We start from the raw sequence: 20438 nt of genomic DNA on the forward strand, positions 1-20438 counted from the left end.
TCAGATTTGCACCGCCAATTCCTGCAACACTTGTTCCAACGCCTCGATGAACTTGCGGTTCTGTTCAGCGCTGCCCACCGTGATGCGGATATGCGTCGGGTAATGCGTCCAGCGCGCGCGCGAAATGATTCCTTTGCGGAGCAGCGCATCGAATACCTTCTGCGACGGTATGCCCGTATCGAACATGACGAAGTTGCCGTATGGTTCGAAATAGCGCAGATCGAGCCGGTCGAACTCGGCCTTCAGATAGGCGAGCCCTTCGGCGTTCCGCCGCCTGCATTCCGCGATGAACGCCGTGTCTTCGAGGGCGGCCTTCGCCGCGGCCTGGGCGTAGCGCGTCGTATTGAACGGTTCGCGCACCTGATTGATGTAACGGATAATTTCCGGCGTGCCGATGCCGTATCCGATCCGGAGCGAAGCGAGTCCGTAAATCTTCGAGAACGTGCGGAGCGAAATCACGTTCGGATAACGCTTCACATATTCGATACCGTTCGGATAAGCCGGATCGTCGATATATTCGCAGTACGCTTCGTCCAGCACGACGAGCACATGCGCCGGCACCTTCGCCATGAACGCATCCAACTCGTCCTTCGTCACAATGGTGCCCGTCGGATTGTTCGGATTGCAGATCCAGACGATCTTCGTCTTGTCCGTCACCTTCTCCAGCATGGCGGGCAGGTCGTGACGGCCGTCCTTCAGCGGCACTTCGATGATCTTTGCGCCTTCGATCTCCACGTTGTGCCTGTATTGCGGGAACGTCTCGTCGGCCATGATCGTCTCGTCGCCCGGCACGAGGAACGCGCGGGCGATCATCAGGATCACTTCGTCCGAACCCGCCCCGAAGATGATCTGATCCTTGCCGACGCCGAGATGCCCGGCCAGCGCCTCCGTCAGGGCGACGGCAGCGCCGTCGGGATACAGGCTTGTGTTGGCCAATTCATTCATGATGGCTTGTTTCGCCGCCTCGGAACAACCGAACGGGTTCTCGTTCGACGCAAGCTTGATCACTTCCGTCAGGCCGAGCTCCCGCTTCACTTCTTCAATCGGCTTGCCCGGCTGATAGACCGGCAGATGAACGATATTGCTTTTGGGCTGCACAGCGGTTCACCTCATCATCGGGGTTATTCAAAACGGCCGGCACTGTTCCGCCGAATCGGTGCTTCGCCACGACTCCCGGCCCGGCCGTTTCGCACGCTTGTCATAGAACAAATTGTCGCACATCCGCCGGCAATCGGCAAGTGATCACACGCGCAGGGAACGGATGAATTGTTCCACCTGCCGCACGCCCTCGGCCCGCTTCCCGGAATCTCCAAGGAGCGGCAGCGCCTCTTCAATCTTGCGCACGATCGCGCTGCCGACGATGACGCCGTCCGTCTTCCCTTCGAACCTGAGCACCTGTTCCCGGTTCGAAATGCCGAACCCGACGCAGATCGGCACCGGCGAAGCGCTCCGTACGGAGGCGAGAAAATCGTCAATGGATGCATGAAATTCGGACCGCATGCCCGTTACGCCGAGCGAAGAGACGCAGTAGACGAATCCGCGTGCCCTGGCGGTGATCCGGGCAATCCGCTCGTGAGACGTCGGCGCGACAAGCGGTATGAGGTGGATGCCCGCCGCTTCCGCCCGGTCGCGCAATTCCCCGTCTTCCTCCAGCGGCAGGTCCGGCACGATAAGTCCGCTGATGTCATGTTCTTCAAGCAGCTTGAAGAAGCGGTCGAGCCCGTACTGGAGCACCGGATTATAATAGGAAAACAAAATATAAGGTATATCCGCCCCCAGCCTGCGCGCTTCCGCGGCGGTGCGGACGACGTCCTCCAGCGTCACGCGGTTTTGCAGCGCGCGCTCGGATGCCCGCTGAATGACCGGGCCGTCCGCGAGCGGATCGGAATACGGCACGCCGAGCTCGATCATGTCCGCCCCGGCCGCCGCGCACGCGGCGATCAGTTCCGCGGATGCGGCCAGATCCGGGTCGCCGATCGTCAAGAACGGAATGAGCGCCGACTTCCCTTCCCGGCGCAGTCTCTCGAATGTCGCGTCAATGCGGTTCACCGGTTTTCCCCCTCCAGATACGACATGATCGATTCCACGTCCTTGTCTCCCCGGCCGGACAGATTGACGACCACGATCGCGTCCTTCGGAAGCGTCGGCGCCAGCTTGATGGCTTGCGCGACCGCATGCGCCGATTCGAGCGCGGGAATGATGCCTTCCGAAGCCGACAGCACCTGCAGCGCTTCAAGCGCTTCGGCGTCGGTAATCGGCACGTACTCGGCCCGTCCGGAATCTTTCAAATATGAATGTTCCGGACCGATTCCGGGATAGTCGAGGCCGGCCGAGATCGAATGCGCCGGCAGCACCTGGCCGTATTCATCCTGCAGGACGTAGCTGAGTGAGCCCTGGAACACGCCCTGACGGCCCTTCGTCAACGTCGCCGCATGCTCGTCCGTATCAATGCCGCGTCCGCCCGCTTCCACGCCGATCAACTTCACGTCCCGATCCTCCAGGAACGGATGGAAAATGCCGATGGCATTGCTGCCGCCGCCGACGGCCGCCACGATAACATCCGGCAGCCGGCCTTCCGCCGCGAGAATCTGCTCCCGCGCCTCGACACCGATCACGCGCTGGAAGTCGCGCACCATCATCGGGTACGGATGCGGACCGGTCGCGGAGCCGAGAATATAATAGGTATCTTCGACATGGCTGACCCAGTAGCGCAGCGTCTCGTTGCACGCGTCCTTCAGCGTCCGCGTGCCGCTCGTGACCGGCACCACTTCCGCCCCGAGCAGGCGCATCCGGAAGACGTTCAGCTCCTGCCGCTTCATGTCTTCTTCGCCCATGAACACCTTGCACTCGAGGCCGAGCAGCGCGGCGACCGTCGCCGACGCCACGCCGTGCTGGCCGGCGCCCGTCTCGGCGATGATCTTCGTCTTGCCCATCCGCTTCGCGAGCAGCCCCTGCCCGAGCGCGTTGTTGATTTTGTGCGCTCCCGTATGGTTCAGGTCTTCGCGTTTCAGATAGATCTTCGCTCCGCCGAGGCGCTCCGTCAGCCGGCCGGCGTAGTAGAGCGGCGTCGGCCTGCCCGAATATTGCCTGAGCAGCCCGTCCAGTTCGGCTAGAAACACGGGATCTTTCGAAAATTTCAAATACGCGTCTTCGAGCTCGAACAACGCGTTCATCAATGTCTCCGGCACATAGCGGCCGCCGAAACGGCCGAAGCGGCCGTGCTGGTCCGGCACCTGATTCATCCTTCTGCCACCCTTCCGACAAAGCTTCGTATTTTGACCGGATCTTTTACGCCGTCCGTCTCGACGCCGCTTGACACGTCGACGCCGTCCGGTTCGTGGGCGTCGACCAATTCCCTGACATTGTACTCGCTCAGACCGCCCGCGACGTAGAGCGGCACCCCGATGGCCCGGGCCGCCGCCTTGTAATCGGTGACGAGCCGCCAGTCGAACACCGACCCGGTGCCGCCGCCGGCGGTGTCGATCAAGGCGGCGTCGATGGCGCCCGCGTAGGGCGCGATCCGCTCGGCCGCGGGGGCGTCTCCGCCGCGGATGGCGAACACTTTCCATACGCGGACGCCGAGCTCCGAGCGGATCCGCCGGCAATATTCCGGCGTCTCCGAGCCGTGGAGCTGCACGATGTCGAGCGGCGCCGCCCGCAGCACATCGCGCAGCGCCTCCGGCTCGGGGTCGACGAAGACGCCGACCGTCCGCGGCGGCATGCCATCCGCGCAGCGCAGCGAACGCGCCGCGCGGATCAGTTCCGCCGCCGCTTCCGCCGTGACCTGGCGCCGGCTCTTCGCGAACACGAAGCCGACCTCGTGGATCGGCAGACCGTCCATGGCGCGGATCGTCTCGGCGTCCCGAAGTCCGCAGATTTTGATCCGCGTGCTCATCGCGCGATCGGCTCCATCAGCGCGAGGACCGCTTCGCCGACATCCGGCTGGCGCATGAAATGCTCGCCGATCAGCACGGCGCGCGCCCCCGCTTCCCGCACCCGCCGGATGTCGTCCGGCGACGAAATGCCGCTCTCGCTGACGAGCGTCGCGTCATCCGGCACGAGCCGGGCCAGCTCTTCCGTCGTCTTCAGATCCGTCACGAACGTGCGCAGATCGCGGTTGTTGATGCCGACGAGCTCCGCGATGCCGAGGTCCAGTACCGTTTCCATCTCCCGCCGGTCGTGAACTTCCACCAGCGCATCCATGCCGAGGTCCTTCGCAAGCCGGTAATAAGTCTTGAGCTCGTCCGGCGTCAGGATCGCCGCGATGAGCAGGATGGCGTCCGCGCCGATCAGCCGCGCTTCGTAGATCTGCAGCGGATCGATGGTGAAATCTTTGCGCAGCAGCGGCAGGCTGACGGCATCGCGGATCCGGGTCAGATAGTCGTTCGCCCCCTGGAAGAATTGGCGGTCCGTCAGAACGGACAGACAATCCGCGCCCGCCGCCTCGTAGCTGCGGGCGAGCCCGACCGGATGGAAATCTTCGCGGATCAGCCCCTTCGACGGCGATGCTTTCTTCACTTCCGCGATCAGGCCGATTTCCCGCCGCCGGCCTTCCGCAAGCGCGCGCCTGAAGCCGCGGCAAGGCGGCAGCGCCGCGATGCGACGCTCCGCTTCGGCCGGATTCAGCTGCGCCTTCAATTCCTCAACCTCGCCGCGCTTCACGGCAACGATGCGATCAAGATACATGTGCGAATTCCCCCGTCTTCCGGATCAGTTCGTGCAGCTTCGACTCGGCCGCGCCCGAGTCGATGACGGCAGCGGCCGTTTCGACGCCCGCCTGGAGCGTCTCCGCTTTGCCGCCGAGGTAGATGCAGGCTCCGGCGTTCGCCAGCACGATGTCCCGATAGGCGCCGCGCTCCTCGCCCGCGAAGATGCGGCGGACGATCGCCGCATTCTCCTCCGGCGAGCCGCCGACGACTTCGCTGAGCGGGCGGCGCATGAGGCCGAGCGCTTCCGGCGTCAGCACGTAAGTCCGGATTACGCCGTCCTTCAACTCCGACACCTGCGTATCCTGCGAAATGCTGATCTCGTCCAGTCCTTCGAAACTGCCGACGACGAGCGCCCGCCTGATCCCGAGCTGACGCAGCACTTCGGCGATCGTCTCCGTCTTCGTCCGATCGTACAGCCCGAGCAGCTGCCGGTCGGCGCCCGCCGGGTTCGTCAGCGGGCCGAGCATGTTGAAGATTGTACGGACGCCGAGCTCCCGGCGCGGTCCCGCCGCATGTTTCATGGACGGGTGGAACAACTGCGCGAACATGAAACAGATGCCCGTCTCGGCCAGACATTCCGCCGCCTGTTCGGGCGTCAGACGAATGTTGACGCCGAGCGCTTCCAGCACGTCGGCGCTGCCCGCTTTGCCGGACATCGCCCGGTTGCCGTGCTTCGCCACGCGAACGCCTGCCGCCGCCGCGATGATCGCGGACGACGTCGACACATTGAACTTGTGGATGCCCGACCCGCCGGTGCCGCACGTGTCGAGCAGCCCGTCCTGGGCCGTCTGCACCCGGTTCGATTTCTCACGCATAATTTTCGCAAAACCGGCGATCTCGTCAACCGTCTCGCCTTTCATCCGGAGCGCCGTCAGCACGCCCGCGATCTGGGCCGGGGTCGCTTCGCCGTCCATGATCCGGTTCATCACGTCTTCCGCCTGCTCGCGCGTCAGATCGTTGCCCGCGATCAGATGCGCGAGCGCCTCCTGCATCGTCATTCCCGTAACCGCCTGTTCCATGTTCAACCTCTCCCTTCCATGCCCGTCATCACGCGTAATCGAGATTCGGCGCAACCGCAACCGCCCCGGCCGGTCCCTTCGCCGGGAACGCGGTTTCCGCCGTGCGGATCGCCTTCAGCAGCGCCATCGCCTTGTTCACCGTCTCCTGGTATTCGTTCTCCGGCACCGAGTCCCAGACGATGCCGGCGCCGGCCTGCACATATGCTTTGCCGTGCTTGAACACGATCGTCCGGATCGTGATGCACGTGTTCAGGCTGCCCGCGAAGCCGAGATAACCGATCGCTCCCGCGTAGGCGCCCCGCGCTTCGCGCTCGAGCTCGGCGATGATCTCCATCGCCCTGAGCTTCGGCGCGCCGGAGACGGTGCCCGCCGGCATGCAGGAGACGAACGCGTCGAAGAAATCTTTATCTTCCCTAAGCATGCCGGACACATTCGAGACGATGTGCATGACATGCGAATACCGCTCGATCTCCATATACGCGTCAACCTTGACCGTGCCGAATTCGGCGACGCGGCCGATGTCGTTGCGGCCGAGGTCGACCAGCATCAGATGCTCCGCCCGCTCCTTCTCGTCGGCGAGCAGTTCGCGCTCAAGCGCCAGATCTTCTTCCGGCGTCTTGCCGCGCGGCCGCGTGCCGGCGATCGGCCGCGTCTCGACCTTGCGGCCATCCACCTTCACCAGCGCTTCCGGCGACGCGCCGACGATGGTCTCGTCGTCCAGCTTCAGATAGTACAGATACGGCGACGGGTTCATCGTGCGCAGCACCCGGTAAACGTGCAGCGGATCGACGTCGGTTTCGATGCTGAACCGCTGCGACAGCACGACCTGGAAAATGTCGCCCGCCCGGATGTATTCCTTCGCCCGCTCCACGTTCGCCATGAACGCCTCTTTCGTCACATTGGAGCGGATCTCGCCGAGCTCGGGACTCTCCGGCGGCGTCACACCGGCTAAGATCGGCTTCGGCAGCGGCTGCCGCAGCCGTTCGATGAGCGCGTCGATCTTCCGGTTTGTCTCTTTGTACGCCGCCTCGATGTCCCGGTCGGTCGCACCGTCCTGCACATGCACGTTCGCAACGATCTGAATCTGCTGCTTGAAATGATCGAACACGATGAGCTGGTCGCAGAACATGAACTGAAGGTCGTCCATTTGCAGATCGTCGACCTGGTGCGCGGGCAGCCGTTCGTAATATTGAAGCAGATCATAGCCGAAAAATCCGATCGCTCCGCCGGTGAACGACGGCAGTTCGGGCAGCGCCGGACTTCGGTACGTACGGAGGTGCGCCTTGAGCAGTTCGAGCGGCTTGCCCTCGTGAACTTCGATCTTTCCGTTCTTCTCGATCGTCATGCGGCCGTTTTTGCCGCGGATGACCATGAACGGATCGGTGCCGATGTACGAATAGCGCGCCCATTTGATGCCGCCTTCCACGCTCTCCAGCAGAAACGCGCGCTTTTCGCCTGCGAAATGCTGGAACAGCCGGATCGGCGTCTCCGTGTCGGCCATGACGCTGCGGACGATCGGAATGAGATTGTACGTTGACGCCAGGCGGATGACTTCCTGAAGTTCGCGGGACATGCTTACTCCTCCTCATGCAGAGCAATCGGCTGCACCGATTCCGCCGGCAGAGCTGTGCGCGAGCCTGACGGACACGGCGGGCATCAAAAAGCTCCTGCCGACGGCAGGAGCCTGGAATGCGTTGACAGACGATATGACAGCAGCCAACCGGGCAGTCCCCGGGACATGCCGCACAAAGACCTGCTGCATGCGCAGCGGCCGCAAGTTCGCCCTCGTCTCGTCTCATCTCATCCAATGCTCTGCTCGTCTCGTCTTCGTCCGCGCCAGCCCTCCGGCTGCGCGGAGAATATCTTCACTATACCGAATACTGAAGTCCTCGTCAACCCGAAACCGGTCTTAATCGTTTCATCACGCAAGAAATGAGGCCAGCCCGCATGCAGGCTGACCTGATGTTTGACGAAGAATTATTCCTTCTCCGCGAGATCCGGACGAAGCGTGCGCGCCCGGCCGAGGAAAATGTGGCGGATTTCGTCCTGCCGTTTGTCCGTGTTCACGTGCACCATGAGCCGGATGCATTTCTCCAGGCTCCCCTTGACCGACACTTCCAGCGCGCACATAAGCGGCACCAGATCCCAGCCGGGCAGCTCCCGGATGGCGCGGGCCGGAAAAGCCGCATCCAGATCCTGCGTCACCGTGATGATAATGCTGGCGATATCCTCCGGAACGATGCCGTTGGCATCCACCAATTGCTGAAAAAGTTCCGCCGTCGCTTCGAGAATGAACTGCTCCTCGTTCGCCTCGACTGTCGTCGCTCCGCGGATTCCCCGCACGCTCATTGCGCCTGTTCCTCCTCTTTCAGCTGCTCCACGATGCGGCGCACCCGCTCCGCGGACATGTTCTTGTCGATGACGACGTCTCCGATCGCCGTCGGGACGATGAACACCATCCGGCCTTCCTTGAATTTCTTGTCATGCCGCATGGCGTCCATGATCGCGTCGGTATCGAAATGCGCCGGCAGCCGGACCGGCAGCCCGCATTTCGCCAGCACCCGCTTCGTCACCTCGTACACTTCCCGCGGCGCGCCGAGCTCCACGCCGATGCGCGCCGCGCCGACCATGCCGATCGCGATCGCTTCGCCGTGCAGCAGCTCGCCGTATCCGCCCACCGCCTCGAGCGCGTGGCCGATCGTGTGGCCGAGGTTGAGAATGGCGCGCAGATCGTTCTCCCGCTCGTCCTGCGACACGATTTCCGCTTTCACGCGGCAGCCGAAATACAGCGCGTATCCGAGCGCTTCCGGATCAAGCGCGCGCAGCTTGTCCGCATTCTCGTCGATCCAGGCGACAAACTCGGCGCTTCGGATCAGCCCGTGCTTCACCACTTCCGCAAGACCGCTGCTCACTTCGCGCGGCGGCAGCGTGCGGAGCGTCTCCAGATCGTACAGCACCATCGCCGGCTGGTGGAACGCGCCGATGATGTTTTTCGCGAGCGGATGATTGACCGCGACCTTGCCGCCGACGCTGCTGTCATGGGCGAGGATCGTCGTCGGCATCTGAATGAACCGGATGCCGCGCATGTAAGCGGCCGCCGCATAGCCGGCCAGATCGCCGACGACGCCGCCGCCAAGCGCGATGATCGCCGATTTGCGGTCAAGTCCGGCTTTGAGGGCAATCGTGATCAGTTCTTCGAACTGCAAAAGCGATTTCGCCTGTTCGCCCGCGGGAACGACGGCGCTGACGGTTCGATAGCCCGCAGCCCGAAGCCCCGACTCCAGCTTGTCCAGATACAGCCGACCCACCTGTTCGTCCGTCACGATGAGCAGCGGCGACTGCTTGCCGATGCCGTGCTTGTCGAAATAAAAGGCCGCCTGGTCAAGCAGTCCTTCGCCGATGTAGATCGGGTAGGACCGCTCGCCAAGCTGCACCGTCAGTTCCCGCATCAGTAAGCCCCCACCTGCTTCAGATAGTTGTCCAGGTTGGCGCGGATTTCTTCAATCGAATCGCCGCCGAATTTCTCGAGGAACGCCTTCGCCACTTCCCAGGCCACCACATGTTCCATGACGACGCTGGCGGCGGGCACCGCGCAGCTGTCAGAACGTTCGACCTGGGCGGTGAACGGTTCCTTCGTGTCGATGTCGACGCTGCGCAACGGTTTGTAGAGCGTCGGAATCGGCTTCATGACGCCGCGCACGACGATCGCCTCGCCGGTCGTCATGCCGCCTTCGATGCCGCCCGCCCGGTTCGTCGCCCGGTAGAAACCGCGGCCTTCCTCATACATGATCTCGTCGTGGACCTGCGAACCGCGCAGTCTGGCCGCCTCGAAACCGATGCCGATCTCGCAGCCCTTGAAGGCGTTGATCGACACGACCGCCTGCGCGATCCGGCCGTCCAGCTTCCGGTCCCATTGCACATGGCTGCCGAGGCCGACCGGCACGCCTTCGACGATGCACTCGACGATGCCGCCGATCGAATCGCCTTCCTGCTTGACCTGGTCGATGTGGGCCATCATTTTCGCTTCGGTCTCCTTGTCGACGACGCGTACCGGAGACTCTTCCGTCAGGCGAATGATTTCATCAAGCGGAAGATTGTGCTTCGGCGCTTCAATCTCGCCGATGCGGATGACCTGTCCGCCGACCTTGATGCCGAATTCGGCCAGCAGCTGCCGGGCCAGCGCGCCGACGGCGACGCGGGCTGCCGTCTCGCGGGCGCTCGAGCGTTCGAGCACATTGCGCAGGTCGCGCAGGTTGTACTTCAGCCCGCCGTTCAAGTCCGCGTGGCCGGGACGCGGACGGTGAACACGACGCTTCGTCTCGTCGGAACCTTCGATCGGCTCCACGTTCATGACGGTCGTCCAATGTTTCCAGTCGTTGTTTTCGATGACGATCGCGACCGGCGCGCCGGTCGTGCGGCCGTGGCGCACCCCGCCGACGATCTTCGCCGTGTCCTGCTCGATCTGCATCCGCCTGCCGCGGCCGTGGCCTTTCTGGCGGCGCTGCAGTTGAAAATTCAACTCGTCGAAATCAATTTTCAGATTGCTCGGCAGACCTTCGACAATGGCCGTCAGCTGCGGCCCGTGCGTCTCGCCTGCCGTCAAATACCTGAGACTCATCCGTTTCCCCCCAGCGGCCGTCCATGCCGCGCAATTCTTCCATCACTTCCGGTTCTACTGCTCGTTGCCTTCGCTCATTATAGTATAGCGCCCGTTCTTTTGACAAGGAATCGCCGGGACGCCTCCGTCAGCCTTGAAACATGACAAAGGGCCGGCTTGTCCGCAAGCCGGCCCGTCGAATATGCGATGGACTTCAACCGTGAGCATGGCGCGTAGGCCGCAAGGCTGTACGGCGGCTCCCGGCCTCCCGCTCGGCGCTCAGGATGCCTGCGATCTGCGCGGCGTCCAGCCCGAGGATCTGCGCGCATTCTTGGATCGTAATCCACCCGCGCTTGTAGGCGGCGATCACCACACGCTTGTCCATTCCAACCCTCCAAAAATGTCGGATATCGTCAGTATGGGAAAGATGGACAGCGGCTATACATGCTCCGGCTTGCGCCGATAGAAGAAAGTCTCCGTCGATTCCAGACCGTATTGGGCCGGCGTGAAAATCTGCTCCGTGCTGCCGACGAACAGCAGACCGCCCGGTCTGAGCGCCTTTGCGAACTTGTGGTACAATTCGTGCTTCGCTTCTTCCGTGAAATAGATCATGACGTTGCGGCAAACAATCAGATCGTAGTCGGAGCCGAACGGATCGTGCAGCAGATTGTGCTGCTTGAAGCGGACGGCGCGGATCAGCTTGTCCGACACCCGATAGCCTTCGCCCGCCGCGGTGAAATAAGCCCTCCGGTATGCGTCGGGCACTTCCTTGAGCGATCGATCGGGGTACAGCCCGTTCTTCGCCTTCTCGATCACGTTCGCGTCGATGTCGGTGGCCAGAATGTCCGCGCGCGCCAGGGCGCCGAGCCGATCAAGAATCATCGCGACCGTATAAGGCTCTTCCCCCGTCGAGCAGGCGGCGCTCCAGATGCGCAGCGTCCGGCCTTCCCTCAACATCGCCGGGATGAAACGCTCTTCCAGGACCGCCCAGCGATTCGCGTTGCGCCAGAACTCGGACACGTTGATCGTCATCCGGTCAAGAAACTCGTTCATAAGCCGTTCATCGCGCTGCAGCGCTTCCCAGTAAGATGCGAACGTGCCGTAGCCGTGCTTCAGCCGCAGCGTCGTCAGCCGCCGCTTCATCTGCGTTTCCTTGTATTGCGACAGATCGATGTTCGTCTTCTGCTTCACTTGCCGGATGAACAGCGCGAAATCCGCATCTTCCATGACGTCCCACCCTGCCGCGCCTCGGTCAAATCCAGCGCTGGATTGTCAGTTCGTAATCGACCAGCTCTTCCGGGCGGAAGAAGTTCGCGATTTCGCGCTCGGCGTTCTCCGGCGAGTCCGAACCGTGGATGAGATTGAAGTTCGTATGTACCGCATAATCCGACCGAATCGTTCCCGGCGCCGCCTCCACGGCGTTCGTCTTGCCGATCATGGCGCGGGTCAGGGCAACGGCGTTGTCGCCTTCCCATACCATTGCGAACACCGGACCCGACGTGATGAAGCGGATCAGCGGCGGGTAGAAATCTTTGCCGACGTGTTCCGCATAATGCTTTTCGGCCAATTCTTCGGATACGCGCATGAATTTCGCCGCGACGAGCTTGAGCCCTTTGCGTTCGAACCGCGACACGATCTCCCCGATCAGGCCGCGCTGCACGCCGTCCGGCTTGATCATCAGAAACGTCCGTTCCATCCTTCCCATCCCCCATCCGGCCGGGCCATATGCCCGGACTTCAATAATTTCGCTTGCCGACGAACCGCGCGATGTCATTCAGCGTGCTTCGCGCCGGAATATCCGGCAGTCCCTCCAGCAAACCGACCGCTTTGTCGATGTACCGTGCGGCAAGCCGGTCCGCTTCCTCAATGCCCCGGCTGGCGCGGATCAGCTCGATGGCGCGCGTGCAATCCGCCTGGCCGTCCGAATCGCGGATCCGTTCAATCTCGCGCAGCAATTCGTCCTTCACCGCGGTGTCCCGAAGCGCGAGCAGGACCGGCAGCGTCATGTTGCCCTGCCGGATGTCCGAACCCGGCGGTTTGCCGAGCTGCCGCTCCGTGCCGAGCAGATCAAGCAGGTCATCGCGGATCTGGAACGCCATGCCGACGTTGTAGCCGTAGCGGTACAGCCGGTTGTACACCGCCGGCGGCGTGCCGGCCGCCGCCGCGCCGAGCTGGCAGCTGATTGCGATGAGCAGCGCGGTCTTGCGGCGGATGCGCAGCAAATATTGGCGCACCGTCTGCCTGGTGTTGAAAAAGTCGCGGATCTGCTCCATTTCGCCGATGCACATCTGCACGATCGCCCGCGACAGCGCCTGGTGGAGCACCGGATCGTTCAGCTCGGCGATGATCGTGAGCGCTTTCGCATAAATATAGTCGCCGGTGTACATCGCGATCCGGTTGTCCCACTTGGACTTGACGGTCAGCTGGCCGCGCCGCGTATCCGCGTCGTCGATCACGTCGTCGTGGACGAGCGACGCCATATGGATCAATTCCAGCGGAACCGCCACTTTCTTCAGCACGTCGAGACGGTAATCGCCGAATTTGCCCGCGAGCAGGACAATGGCGGGACGGATCCGCTTGCCGCCCGCCTTGAGCAGATGAACGGCTGCTTCGCTGAGCAGCGCGTGGTCGCTCGTCACGCTGCTTTCAAGCTCCTGTTCGATTACGTTCAGATCGTTTTCCAGGCTTGCATACAGATCGGTCAGTTTCATTCATTCACCCGTGCCGCTGCGTGATCCGGCCACGTCGCCGGAGCGACCCGCCGCTCAAGCAGCCCCATCCGGAACGCGCAGTCGTAATAATAGCTCAGTCCTTCCTGTTCCTGCGGACCGAACCCGTATCGCAGCGTGCGGAAATACCGCTCCCAGTAGTCTTCCCCGCCGCCGAACCGCCCGGCCGCCTTGCGCGAGAGTCCCTCGATGTCGGCGAGCGCGCGCCGTTTGCTCTCGGCCAGCGCTTCGTAGACGCGGCGGACCGTCTCGGGCGCCTCCCGCGCGGCTTCCCTGCGAACGGCGAACACCGCGAACGTCATGCCGAGCCCGGTCCATTCCTTCCACATGCGCGCCGCATCCAGCACTTCAATGCCCGGACCGGGCCGCCAGGAAGCCCGGATCGCCGGATCGCCGATGAGCAGCGCGCCGTCCGCACGCTCCAGCATCGCCTCCAAATCCGGTTCCATGGCGATCAGCTCGGGGCAGCGGCCGTACCGGCCCTGCATCACGATCCGGAGCAGGTTGACCGAAGTCGCGGAGGCCGTCGTCACCGCGATCCGTCCGCGCAGCGCTTCCTCGAGCGGCCGCTTCAGGAACAGCAGAACGGACATCACTTCACCGTCCGCGCTGACGGACAATTCGGGCAAAAGCTCGTACTCGTCAAACCGTTGTCCGTAGGCGAACGACGAGATTGCGGCGATGTCGATCGTCCCTTCGGACAGCGCGCGGTTCAGCGTCGCCGGCACGCCTTTCGCGACGCGCACATTCCGGACGCCCGTCTCGGCCAGGCATTCTTCGAAGCGGTCGAAGATCGGCCAGACATTGGCATAATCAATCCGGCCTACCGTGATCTCGCGCTCCGCCGCCATGTCCGTCATCTCCCCATCGTCTGTACAAGTCGTGGTCGATTCCCATGTTGTCCAGCAGTTTGCCGACCATAAAATCGATCATATCACGGATCGAAGCCGGATGGTAGTAAAAAGCCGGCATCGCAGGAACGATCCGGACGCCGAGCCTCGCCAGCTTCAGCATGTTCTCAAGGTGGATCGCATGGAGCGGCGATTCGCGCGGCATGAGCAGCAGCCTGCGCCCTTCCTTCAGGGCGACGTCCGCCGCGCGTTCAACCAGGTTGTCCGAGGCGCCGTTCGCGATGGCCGACAACGTCCCCATCGAGCACGGCGCGATCACCATCCCTTCGGTGCGGAACGATCCGCTCGCAACGTTCGCGCCGACATCGGCGGAAGGATAGTAGCGCATGCGGCCGTCCGTCAGCGCGCCGCCGAACCGGCGGTCCAGTTCCTCCGCGCGCCGGGCCGAGTCCCATCCGGCCTCCTCGCGCAGCACTCTCCAGCCCGCATCCGAGATGACGAGATGCACTTCGAAGCCGCCGGCGAGCAGCGTCTCGATCAGCCGGATGCCGTACGCGCATCCGCTTGCTCCCGTCATGCCGACCACCCATCTGCGCGGCCGTCCGCTCTCCGTGATCCCGCTCACCACTTGTGAAGCACCACCAGGTCAAACAAAGTGAACGCAAACAGAACGACGCTCAGCGTGCCGTTCATCGAGAAAAAGGCGATGTTGACGCGGCTCAGATCTTCCGGTTTGACCAGCATATGCTGGTACGCCAGAATGCCGAGCGAGATCAGGGCGCCAGCCAGGTAGCCGAAGCTGAGATCCGTCATCCAGAACAGCGTGAGAAACCCGAAGGCCGGGACGATATGGAAGAGCCGCGCGATGAGCAGCGCGTTCCGGACGCCGAAACGGGCCGGAATCGAATGCAGCTTCGCCTCCCGGTCGTACTCCGCATCCTGGCAGGCGTAAACGATATCGAAACCCGCGGTCCAGAAGGCGACGGACACATACAACAGATAGGCCGCCGGGCTCGCTTCTCCCGTAACCGCCAGCCAGCCTCCAAGGGGACCGAGCGCAATCGTGAATCCGAGGAACAGATGGCAGAGCCAGGTGAATCGTTTGGTATAATGATAAAATACCAGTGCGAAAACGGCGATCGGCAGCAGCTTGACGACCAGCGGATTCAGCCGGAACGCCGCGAGGAACAGCAGCGCGAACGATACGATGATGAAGACGACCACTTCACGGATGCCGAGCAGCCCGGCGGGGATGGCACGGCCCGCCGTACGCGGATTGCGCGCGTCGATCGCCCGGTCGATCAGCCGGTTGAGCCCCATGGCCGCGCTGCGCGCGCCGACCATCGCGACGGTGACCCAGCCGATCTCGCTCCAGGTCGGAAGCCGGTCCAGCATCATGACGGCGCCGAGGATGGCGCCGACGAACGCGAAGGGTAGCGCGAAGAGCGAATGTTCAAACTTGATCATTTCGAGGAAAATGCGTATCTTGCGAATCATGCCTTTCCGCCCCGTTTCACGCCGATATGCAGTGCGGCCACGCCGCCCGACAGCGGGTAAGCCTGCACCTCCACAAGCCCGACCTCGCGGAAAATCTCCGCCAGTTCATGCCTTCCGGGGAATTGGGACAGCGATTCGGGCAGCCATTTGTACTGCTGGTAGCGGCTGGCGAATATTTTCCCCAGGAGGGGCATCAAATGCTGAAAATAGAGATCGTACAACGCCTTGAACGGCTGCCAGGTCGGCTTCGAGGCATCCAGGCTGACGATCAGCCCGCCGGGCTTCACGACGCGGGTCATCTCCCGCAGCACCTGGCGAAGATCCGGCACGTTCCGGAGCCCGAACCCGATCGTCGCGTAATCGAACGCGTTGTCCTCGAACGGGAGCGCCATCGCGTTCCCGTGATGCAGTTCGATCCGGCCGGCCAGCCCGGACTGTTCAACCTTGCGCCGGCCGATCTCCAGCATCGCTTCGCTGAAATCCAGCCCGACGACGCGGGCGGCTCCGGCCCGGGCCAGCGCGATCGTCCAATCGCACGTGCCGCAGCACAGATCGACGGCCGACGTGCCGGGCCTGACGCTCATGCGCCGCATCGCGAACGCGCGCCACGCCTTGTGGCGGCGGAAGCTGATGATGTCGTTCATCTTGTCGTACTTCGGCGCGATGCTCTGGAACACTTCGTGAACGTACTGTTCCTTCATCTTGCCTTCCAAGTCCTTCACCTCGTCTCGTTCGTCACGGCGTGCTGCAAGGCAAAGGATGGATGCAGCTTTCTGCCGATCTGCGCCAGTTCCGCCGCCAGCTTGTCCGAGTCCAGAAGCCGGAGAACGGCCTGCACCTGCGCAATGGACTGGCGAAGCAATTCGGTCAGCTGGGCGCGCAGGTTGTATTTGGCGATCAACTGACGGATCAGCCCTTCTTCCCGGGGATGCTGTGCAAGCTGCCGGCGCTCGTCCTCGGTGCCGTCCTGCATGATGCGCCAGTATCCCCAGCTGCCTTCGAAGTGACCGGGCGATTCCACACGTTCGAGTTCGTTCAGTACGACCTCGCAGCGGGTAAACCCGCGCAACAGATCCGGATAGAGCGCCGACAAGCGCTCGTCCAGCAGGCTGCCGAACAGTTCGAAGAGACCGGTCTTGAGCTCGGTGTGGATGCCGATGTATTCATCGGCCGTCACCTTGCGCTGCTTCATGCGCGTATAGAGGTTCATCTTCAACCGGTTGACCTCGCACACCGCGTTGCTGATCCGCCGGACCATCTCGATCTGTCCGGCCTGCGACAGCAGATGGTAAAACCGGCTGCTGAAGTAATTGCCTGCAAGCACCAGAATCTGGCGGGCGCGCATCTCACGCTCCGGACGTTTGCCGGAGTGATTGTCCACCAGGTCATGCGTGTCCAGGCCGAGCTGAACGAGCCAGACGACGAGGGCGTAAAGCTCGCTCCGCTCGGAGGGGTGCTTGCCGCTCGCAAGCAGCGTATACAACAAACGAGCCCGGGAATCCGGGAATGCGGGCAATTCGGTATGCTTGCGGATCATGTCGTACTCGATATATTTCTTCGCGATTTCGGGAATGCGGTAAGCGTTCATCCATTATGCCTCCGGGCCGCGGCCGGCGTTTCATGCCGCGCCTTGGCCGTATAAATTCGAAACCTATTATAGCACATTGTGAAGCCGAACACATCCGAAGGACACACAGCTATCACGATTCCGGCGCCACGCGGCCGAATCGTTCGTTCCAACGGCTTGTCGCCGTCAACCTGAGCCGTTTGCGCCAGACCGCGTCGCGGCCCAGATCCGCGTCTTTGAGCCCGGTCCATTGCTCCGCAATCCAGGGGTCGGATCGGCGGACGTCGGCTGCCAGCAGCAGCCTGCCCCGGCCGGCGGCTGACCCGGCTTCATTTTCTTCGAAACGGACGAGCAGGCGCTGAACGTTCGTCGTGTGACCGAACGCCTGCAGAATCAATTCCTTCAAGTCCGAGAAAACGGCTTCCGCCGCCGCGTCATCGTCCCGAACCGCAAAATCGACGGACAGCACGGATCCGGACCAATGCACCCGCTTAATCTTCTGTCCGAATTCGGCCGAAGCCAGCAGATCGACCACATTGTTGCTGTCCAGCCGGACGGATCGATCCTGGCGAAATACCGCCAAATGCCGTCCATCGGGCTGCACGGCTTCCGGTTGCAGCACCGCAAGCAGCAAGGCTGCGGCGGCCGCGCAGCAGGCTGCGGCAGCCAGCGCTCTCCAGGCGACTGATTTCATCCCGATCCCTCCGCCATTCGCTTCTTGCCGGGATGTCCCCGCCTGTATAGTGTACAAACAAAAAAAACAGGCTATGCCTGCTTTCTCCGCCGCAGCCGCGAGGGACCGCGCCGTTCAGGTTTATTGATCCGTCTCGATCGTGCCGTACTTCGTCAGAATCGTCGCCTTGCCCCGGACTTTGATCGCGGACGTATGCTCGGTGAACTGCGCAATCAGCACTTCGCCCTTGTCAAGTTTCTCGGTGTGATGAAACTTCGTGTTCTGACCCCGGGTAAGTCCGATGACAACGACGCCCTGATCCTTCGCCTTGATGACCACGTAATCCGCCATGCTCGTGTCCATTCCATCGCCTCCGGCGTCTTCGTGCGCGTCGGCCGGTGCCGTGCGCCGGCAAGCCAAGCGGCTTGCGCCGTCCTTCCGGGAGGGCGCACCGCTTGCGCTGTGAAGGTATTGTCGTTGTACAAAGAAAACTGCTTCCTGCCTTGCGGAAGCAGTTCCTCTTCGAGAAGAAATGGTCGGGTGTACCGGATTTGAACTGGCGACCTCTACCACCCCAAGGTAGCGCTCTACCAAGCTGAGCTAACACCCGACAAACGCAAAGATGATTCTAATCGATCGCCGGCCCGCTGTCAATAGCCGGCGCGCACAAAAATGATATCGTCCGAATGGACGCGCCATCCGGACGATCACGGCATCAGGGGGCTGCTTACTCCCCGACCATTTCCTTCAGCGACTTGCCAGGTTTGAAGGCGGGCGTCTTGCTGGCGGCGATTTCGATCGGTTCGCCCGTCTGCGGATTGCGGCCTTTGCGTGCAGAACGTTCGCGGACTTCGAAATTGCCGAAACCGACAAGCTGCACCTTTTCTCCGTTTTGCAGAGCTTCGGCAATCGCGTCAAATACGGCATCGACCGCCTTGGCAGCGTCTTTCTTGGACAGTTCGGTAATCTCGGCTACTTTGTTGACGAGTTCGGATTTGTTCATCGCATTCACCTCCCCTGGCTGCGGCTGACCGTTTTCCTATCATACTGTTTAACCGTTCCAAGCCAATTTATACCTTTGACCGCACAATTTCTATACTAATACAGGGCATTCCGATTTTCAAGTAGAAACCGGGCGCCGGGCGCGGCGGTTCAGGCATTCCCCGGTCATTGACGTCCTGATCGCATCCTTTCGTCCGAACGTGAAAAAAGCGCGCCGTATCAAGCGCGCTTCCCCGGTTCAGAGAATGATGGCAATCAGGCCGCCGGAACCTTCGTTGATGATGCGGCCGAGCGTCTCCTGCAGTTTGTAGCGCGCATTGTCCGGCATCATCGCGATTTTGCCCTGGATTCCTTCGCGCACAATGGAATGCAGCGACCGGCCGAAAATGTCCGATTCCCAAATCTTGATCGGATCGTTCTCGAAATCTTGCATCAGATAGCGCACCAGTTCCTCGCTCTGCTTCTCCGTGCCGATGATCGGCGCGAATTCCGACTCGACATCGACGCGGATCATATGGATCGAAGGCGCCGTGGCTTTGAGCCGGACGCCGAACCGGGAACCCTGGCGGATCAGTTCCGGCTCGTCAAGCGACATCTCGGACAATGTCGGAGCGGCAATGCCGTATCCCGTCGTCTTCACCATTTCGAGCGCTTCCGCGAACCGGTCGTATTCTTTCTTGGCATGAGCGAATTCCTGCATCAGCTGCAGCAGATGGTCTTTCCCGCGGATCTCGACGCCGACGACTTCCGTCAGGATCTGATCGTACAGCTCATCCGGCGCATACAGATCGATCTCCGCCACGCCCTGGCCCAGGTTCATGCCGCTGAGGCCGGCGCGCGCGATGAAGTCGTACTCGAGGAATTGCTGCACGACCCGGTCGACATCGCGAAGCCGCCGGATGTCCTGCACCGTGTCGCGGACCGACTGCTCGTAGCTCGTTCTGAGCCAGTGGTTCTCGTTCAGCACCATGACCCAGCTCGGGAGATTGACATTGACTTCGTGCACCGGGAATTCGTAGAGTGCTTCACGCAGTACGGACAGGACGTCTTCTTCGCCCATCGTGGCCGCGCTGAGCGCCATGACCGGGATATCGTATTTCGCCTGCAGCTCGCTGCGAAGGGCTTGCGTTTCGATGGAATTCGGCCGCGTCGAGTTGACGATCATGACGAACGGCTTCCCGACATCCTTCAGTTCCTGCACGATCCGCTCTTCCGCTTCCAGATAGGCGCTGCGCGGAATTTCGGCGATCGTGCCGTCCGTCGTCACGACGATGCCGATCGTGGAATGTTCCTGGATCACTTTCCGCGTGCCGATTTCGGCCGCTTCCTGGAACGGGATCGGGTCATCGAACCAGGGCGTCGTAATCATGCGCGGACCGTTCTCGTCCTCGTATCCTTTGGCCCCGTCCACCGCATACCCGACGCAATCGACGAGCCGAACGTTCACTTCCAGTCCTTCGGATACGCGGATCTGCACGGCATGGTTCGGGACGAATTTCGGCTCGGTCGTCATGATGGTCCGCCCGGCGGCGCTCTGGGGCAGCTCGTCGATCGCGCGGATCCGGTCCGCCTCGCTGGTGATGTTCGGCAGCACGACCGTCTCCATGAACCGTTTGATAAAGGTCGATTTGCCGGTGCGGACGGCCCCGACGACGCCGAGGTAGACGTCTCCGCCCGTGCGTTCGGCGATGTCCTTGAAAATGTCGACTTTTTCCACTCGATATCCCCTCCATTCGATTTTCCGAGAACACGGAGTGCGTCCGGGCGCACCGCCGGCAGCGCGGGACCTCGGAT

Annotated in this window: 23 protein-coding genes and 1 tRNA gene; all 24 read right to left on the reverse strand. The window is 62.2% G+C overall.

Features of this window, described 5'->3' with window-relative positions:
- The 24 genes from hisC to spoIVA all read right to left on the reverse strand — a co-directional run bounded on the left by hisC (nucleotide 1) and on the right by spoIVA (nucleotide 20361).
- Complete coding sequence (gene hisC / locus THECO_RS08995) at nucleotides 1-1098, reverse strand: histidinol-phosphate transaminase (RefSeq protein WP_015254721.1); 1098 nt, start codon at nucleotides 1096-1098, stop codon at nucleotides 1-3.
- A 144-nt stretch (nucleotides 1099-1242) separates the two neighbouring features.
- Nucleotides 1243-2049: a tryptophan synthase subunit alpha gene (gene trpA, locus THECO_RS09000; RefSeq protein ID WP_015254722.1), complete on the reverse strand. Its 807-nt coding sequence runs from the start codon at nucleotides 2047-2049 to the stop codon at nucleotides 1243-1245.
- The gene (gene trpB / locus THECO_RS09005; RefSeq protein WP_015254723.1) at nucleotides 2046-3242 is read right to left on the reverse strand and encodes a tryptophan synthase subunit beta; all 1197 of its coding nucleotides are present in this window, start codon (nucleotides 3240-3242) and stop codon (nucleotides 2046-2048) included. Before trpB ends, trpA begins: the two co-directional genes overlap by 4 nt.
- On the reverse strand, nucleotides 3239-3895 hold the full coding sequence (locus THECO_RS09010; RefSeq protein ID WP_015254724.1) for a phosphoribosylanthranilate isomerase: 657 nt from the start codon (nucleotides 3893-3895) through the stop codon (nucleotides 3239-3241). The genes trpB and THECO_RS09010 overlap by 4 nt, the downstream gene beginning before the upstream one ends.
- On the reverse strand, nucleotides 3892-4686 hold the full coding sequence (gene trpC, locus THECO_RS09015) for an indole-3-glycerol phosphate synthase TrpC (protein WP_015254725.1): 795 nt from the start codon (nucleotides 4684-4686) through the stop codon (nucleotides 3892-3894). Before trpC ends, THECO_RS09010 begins: the two co-directional genes overlap by 4 nt.
- Nucleotides 4676-5728: an anthranilate phosphoribosyltransferase gene (trpD, locus tag THECO_RS09020; RefSeq protein ID WP_015254726.1), complete on the reverse strand. Its 1053-nt coding sequence runs from the start codon at nucleotides 5726-5728 to the stop codon at nucleotides 4676-4678. The genes trpC and trpD overlap by 11 nt, the downstream gene beginning before the upstream one ends.
- A gap of 28 nt (nucleotides 5729-5756) precedes the next feature.
- Nucleotides 5757-7301 carry an anthranilate synthase component I gene (gene trpE / locus THECO_RS09025; protein ID WP_015254727.1) on the reverse strand — a complete coding sequence of 515 codons (1545 nt, stop codon included), beginning with the start codon at nucleotides 7299-7301 and terminating at the stop codon, nucleotides 5757-5759.
- A 404-nt stretch (nucleotides 7302-7705) separates the two neighbouring features.
- Nucleotides 7706-8077, reverse strand: a complete 372-nt coding sequence (gene aroH / locus THECO_RS09030) for a chorismate mutase (RefSeq protein ID WP_015254728.1) — start codon at nucleotides 8075-8077, stop codon at nucleotides 7706-7708.
- Nucleotides 8074-9177 carry a 3-dehydroquinate synthase gene (aroB, locus tag THECO_RS09035; RefSeq protein ID WP_015254729.1) on the reverse strand — a complete coding sequence of 368 codons (1104 nt, stop codon included), beginning with the start codon at nucleotides 9175-9177 and terminating at the stop codon, nucleotides 8074-8076. The genes aroH and aroB overlap by 4 nt, the downstream gene beginning before the upstream one ends.
- The gene (aroC, locus tag THECO_RS09040) at nucleotides 9177-10346 is read right to left on the reverse strand and encodes a chorismate synthase (RefSeq protein ID WP_015254730.1); all 1170 of its coding nucleotides are present in this window, start codon (nucleotides 10344-10346) and stop codon (nucleotides 9177-9179) included. The genes aroB and aroC overlap by 1 nt, the downstream gene beginning before the upstream one ends.
- A 193-nt stretch (nucleotides 10347-10539) precedes the next feature.
- On the reverse strand, nucleotides 10540-10710 hold the full coding sequence (locus THECO_RS21990) for a hypothetical protein (RefSeq protein WP_015254731.1): 171 nt from the start codon (nucleotides 10708-10710) through the stop codon (nucleotides 10540-10542).
- 53 nt (nucleotides 10711-10763) lie between these two features.
- Nucleotides 10764-11552, reverse strand: coding sequence for a CheR family methyltransferase (locus THECO_RS09045; RefSeq protein WP_015254732.1), 789 nt, complete (start codon nucleotides 11550-11552; stop codon nucleotides 10764-10766).
- A 25-nt stretch (nucleotides 11553-11577) separates the two neighbouring features.
- Nucleotides 11578-12021, reverse strand: coding sequence for a nucleoside-diphosphate kinase (ndk, locus tag THECO_RS09050; protein ID WP_015254733.1), 444 nt, complete (start codon nucleotides 12019-12021; stop codon nucleotides 11578-11580).
- 40 nt (nucleotides 12022-12061) lie between these two features.
- Nucleotides 12062-13036 carry a polyprenyl synthetase family protein gene (locus tag THECO_RS09055; protein ID WP_015254734.1) on the reverse strand — a complete coding sequence of 325 codons (975 nt, stop codon included), beginning with the start codon at nucleotides 13034-13036 and terminating at the stop codon, nucleotides 12062-12064.
- A complete protein-coding gene (locus THECO_RS09060) occupies nucleotides 13033-13905 on the reverse strand; it encodes a menaquinone biosynthetic enzyme MqnA/MqnD family protein (protein WP_015254735.1) in 873 nt (290 codons plus the stop codon). The genes THECO_RS09055 and THECO_RS09060 overlap by 4 nt, the downstream gene beginning before the upstream one ends.
- The gene (locus THECO_RS09065; protein ID WP_052835977.1) at nucleotides 13868-14482 is read right to left on the reverse strand and encodes a UbiX family flavin prenyltransferase; all 615 of its coding nucleotides are present in this window, start codon (nucleotides 14480-14482) and stop codon (nucleotides 13868-13870) included. Before THECO_RS09065 ends, THECO_RS09060 begins: the two co-directional genes overlap by 38 nt.
- A gap of 44 nt (nucleotides 14483-14526) precedes the next feature.
- Nucleotides 14527-15402, reverse strand: coding sequence for a UbiA-like polyprenyltransferase (locus THECO_RS09070; protein WP_015254737.1), 876 nt, complete (start codon nucleotides 15400-15402; stop codon nucleotides 14527-14529).
- The gene (locus THECO_RS09075) at nucleotides 15399-16103 is read right to left on the reverse strand and encodes a demethylmenaquinone methyltransferase (protein WP_157373703.1); all 705 of its coding nucleotides are present in this window, start codon (nucleotides 16101-16103) and stop codon (nucleotides 15399-15401) included. The genes THECO_RS09070 and THECO_RS09075 overlap by 4 nt, the downstream gene beginning before the upstream one ends.
- A 17-nt stretch (nucleotides 16104-16120) precedes the next feature.
- Nucleotides 16121-16990: a heptaprenyl diphosphate synthase component 1 gene (locus THECO_RS09080; protein ID WP_015254739.1), complete on the reverse strand. Its 870-nt coding sequence runs from the start codon at nucleotides 16988-16990 to the stop codon at nucleotides 16121-16123.
- Nucleotides 16991-17102: 112 nt separating this feature from the next.
- Nucleotides 17103-17663: a hypothetical protein gene (locus tag THECO_RS09085; RefSeq protein ID WP_015254740.1), complete on the reverse strand. Its 561-nt coding sequence runs from the start codon at nucleotides 17661-17663 to the stop codon at nucleotides 17103-17105.
- A 120-nt stretch (nucleotides 17664-17783) separates the two neighbouring features.
- Nucleotides 17784-18005, reverse strand: a complete 222-nt coding sequence (gene mtrB / locus THECO_RS09090; protein WP_015254741.1) for a trp RNA-binding attenuation protein MtrB — start codon at nucleotides 18003-18005, stop codon at nucleotides 17784-17786.
- A 170-nt stretch (nucleotides 18006-18175) separates the two neighbouring features.
- A tRNA-Pro gene (locus tag THECO_RS09095) sits at nucleotides 18176-18252 on the reverse strand.
- Between the two features lie 117 nt (nucleotides 18253-18369).
- Nucleotides 18370-18645 (reverse strand): HU family DNA-binding protein, encoded by a 276-nt coding sequence (locus THECO_RS09100; protein ID WP_015254742.1) that lies wholly within the window; start codon nucleotides 18643-18645, stop codon nucleotides 18370-18372.
- A gap of 237 nt (nucleotides 18646-18882) precedes the next feature.
- On the reverse strand, nucleotides 18883-20361 hold the full coding sequence (gene spoIVA, locus THECO_RS09105; RefSeq protein ID WP_015254743.1) for a stage IV sporulation protein A: 1479 nt from the start codon (nucleotides 20359-20361) through the stop codon (nucleotides 18883-18885).
- Nucleotides 20362-20438 lie beyond the last annotated feature (77 nt).

This window comes from Thermobacillus composti KWC4 (assembly GCF_000227705.2).
GTDB lineage: Bacteria > Bacillota > Bacilli > Paenibacillales > Paenibacillaceae > Thermobacillus > Thermobacillus xylanilyticus.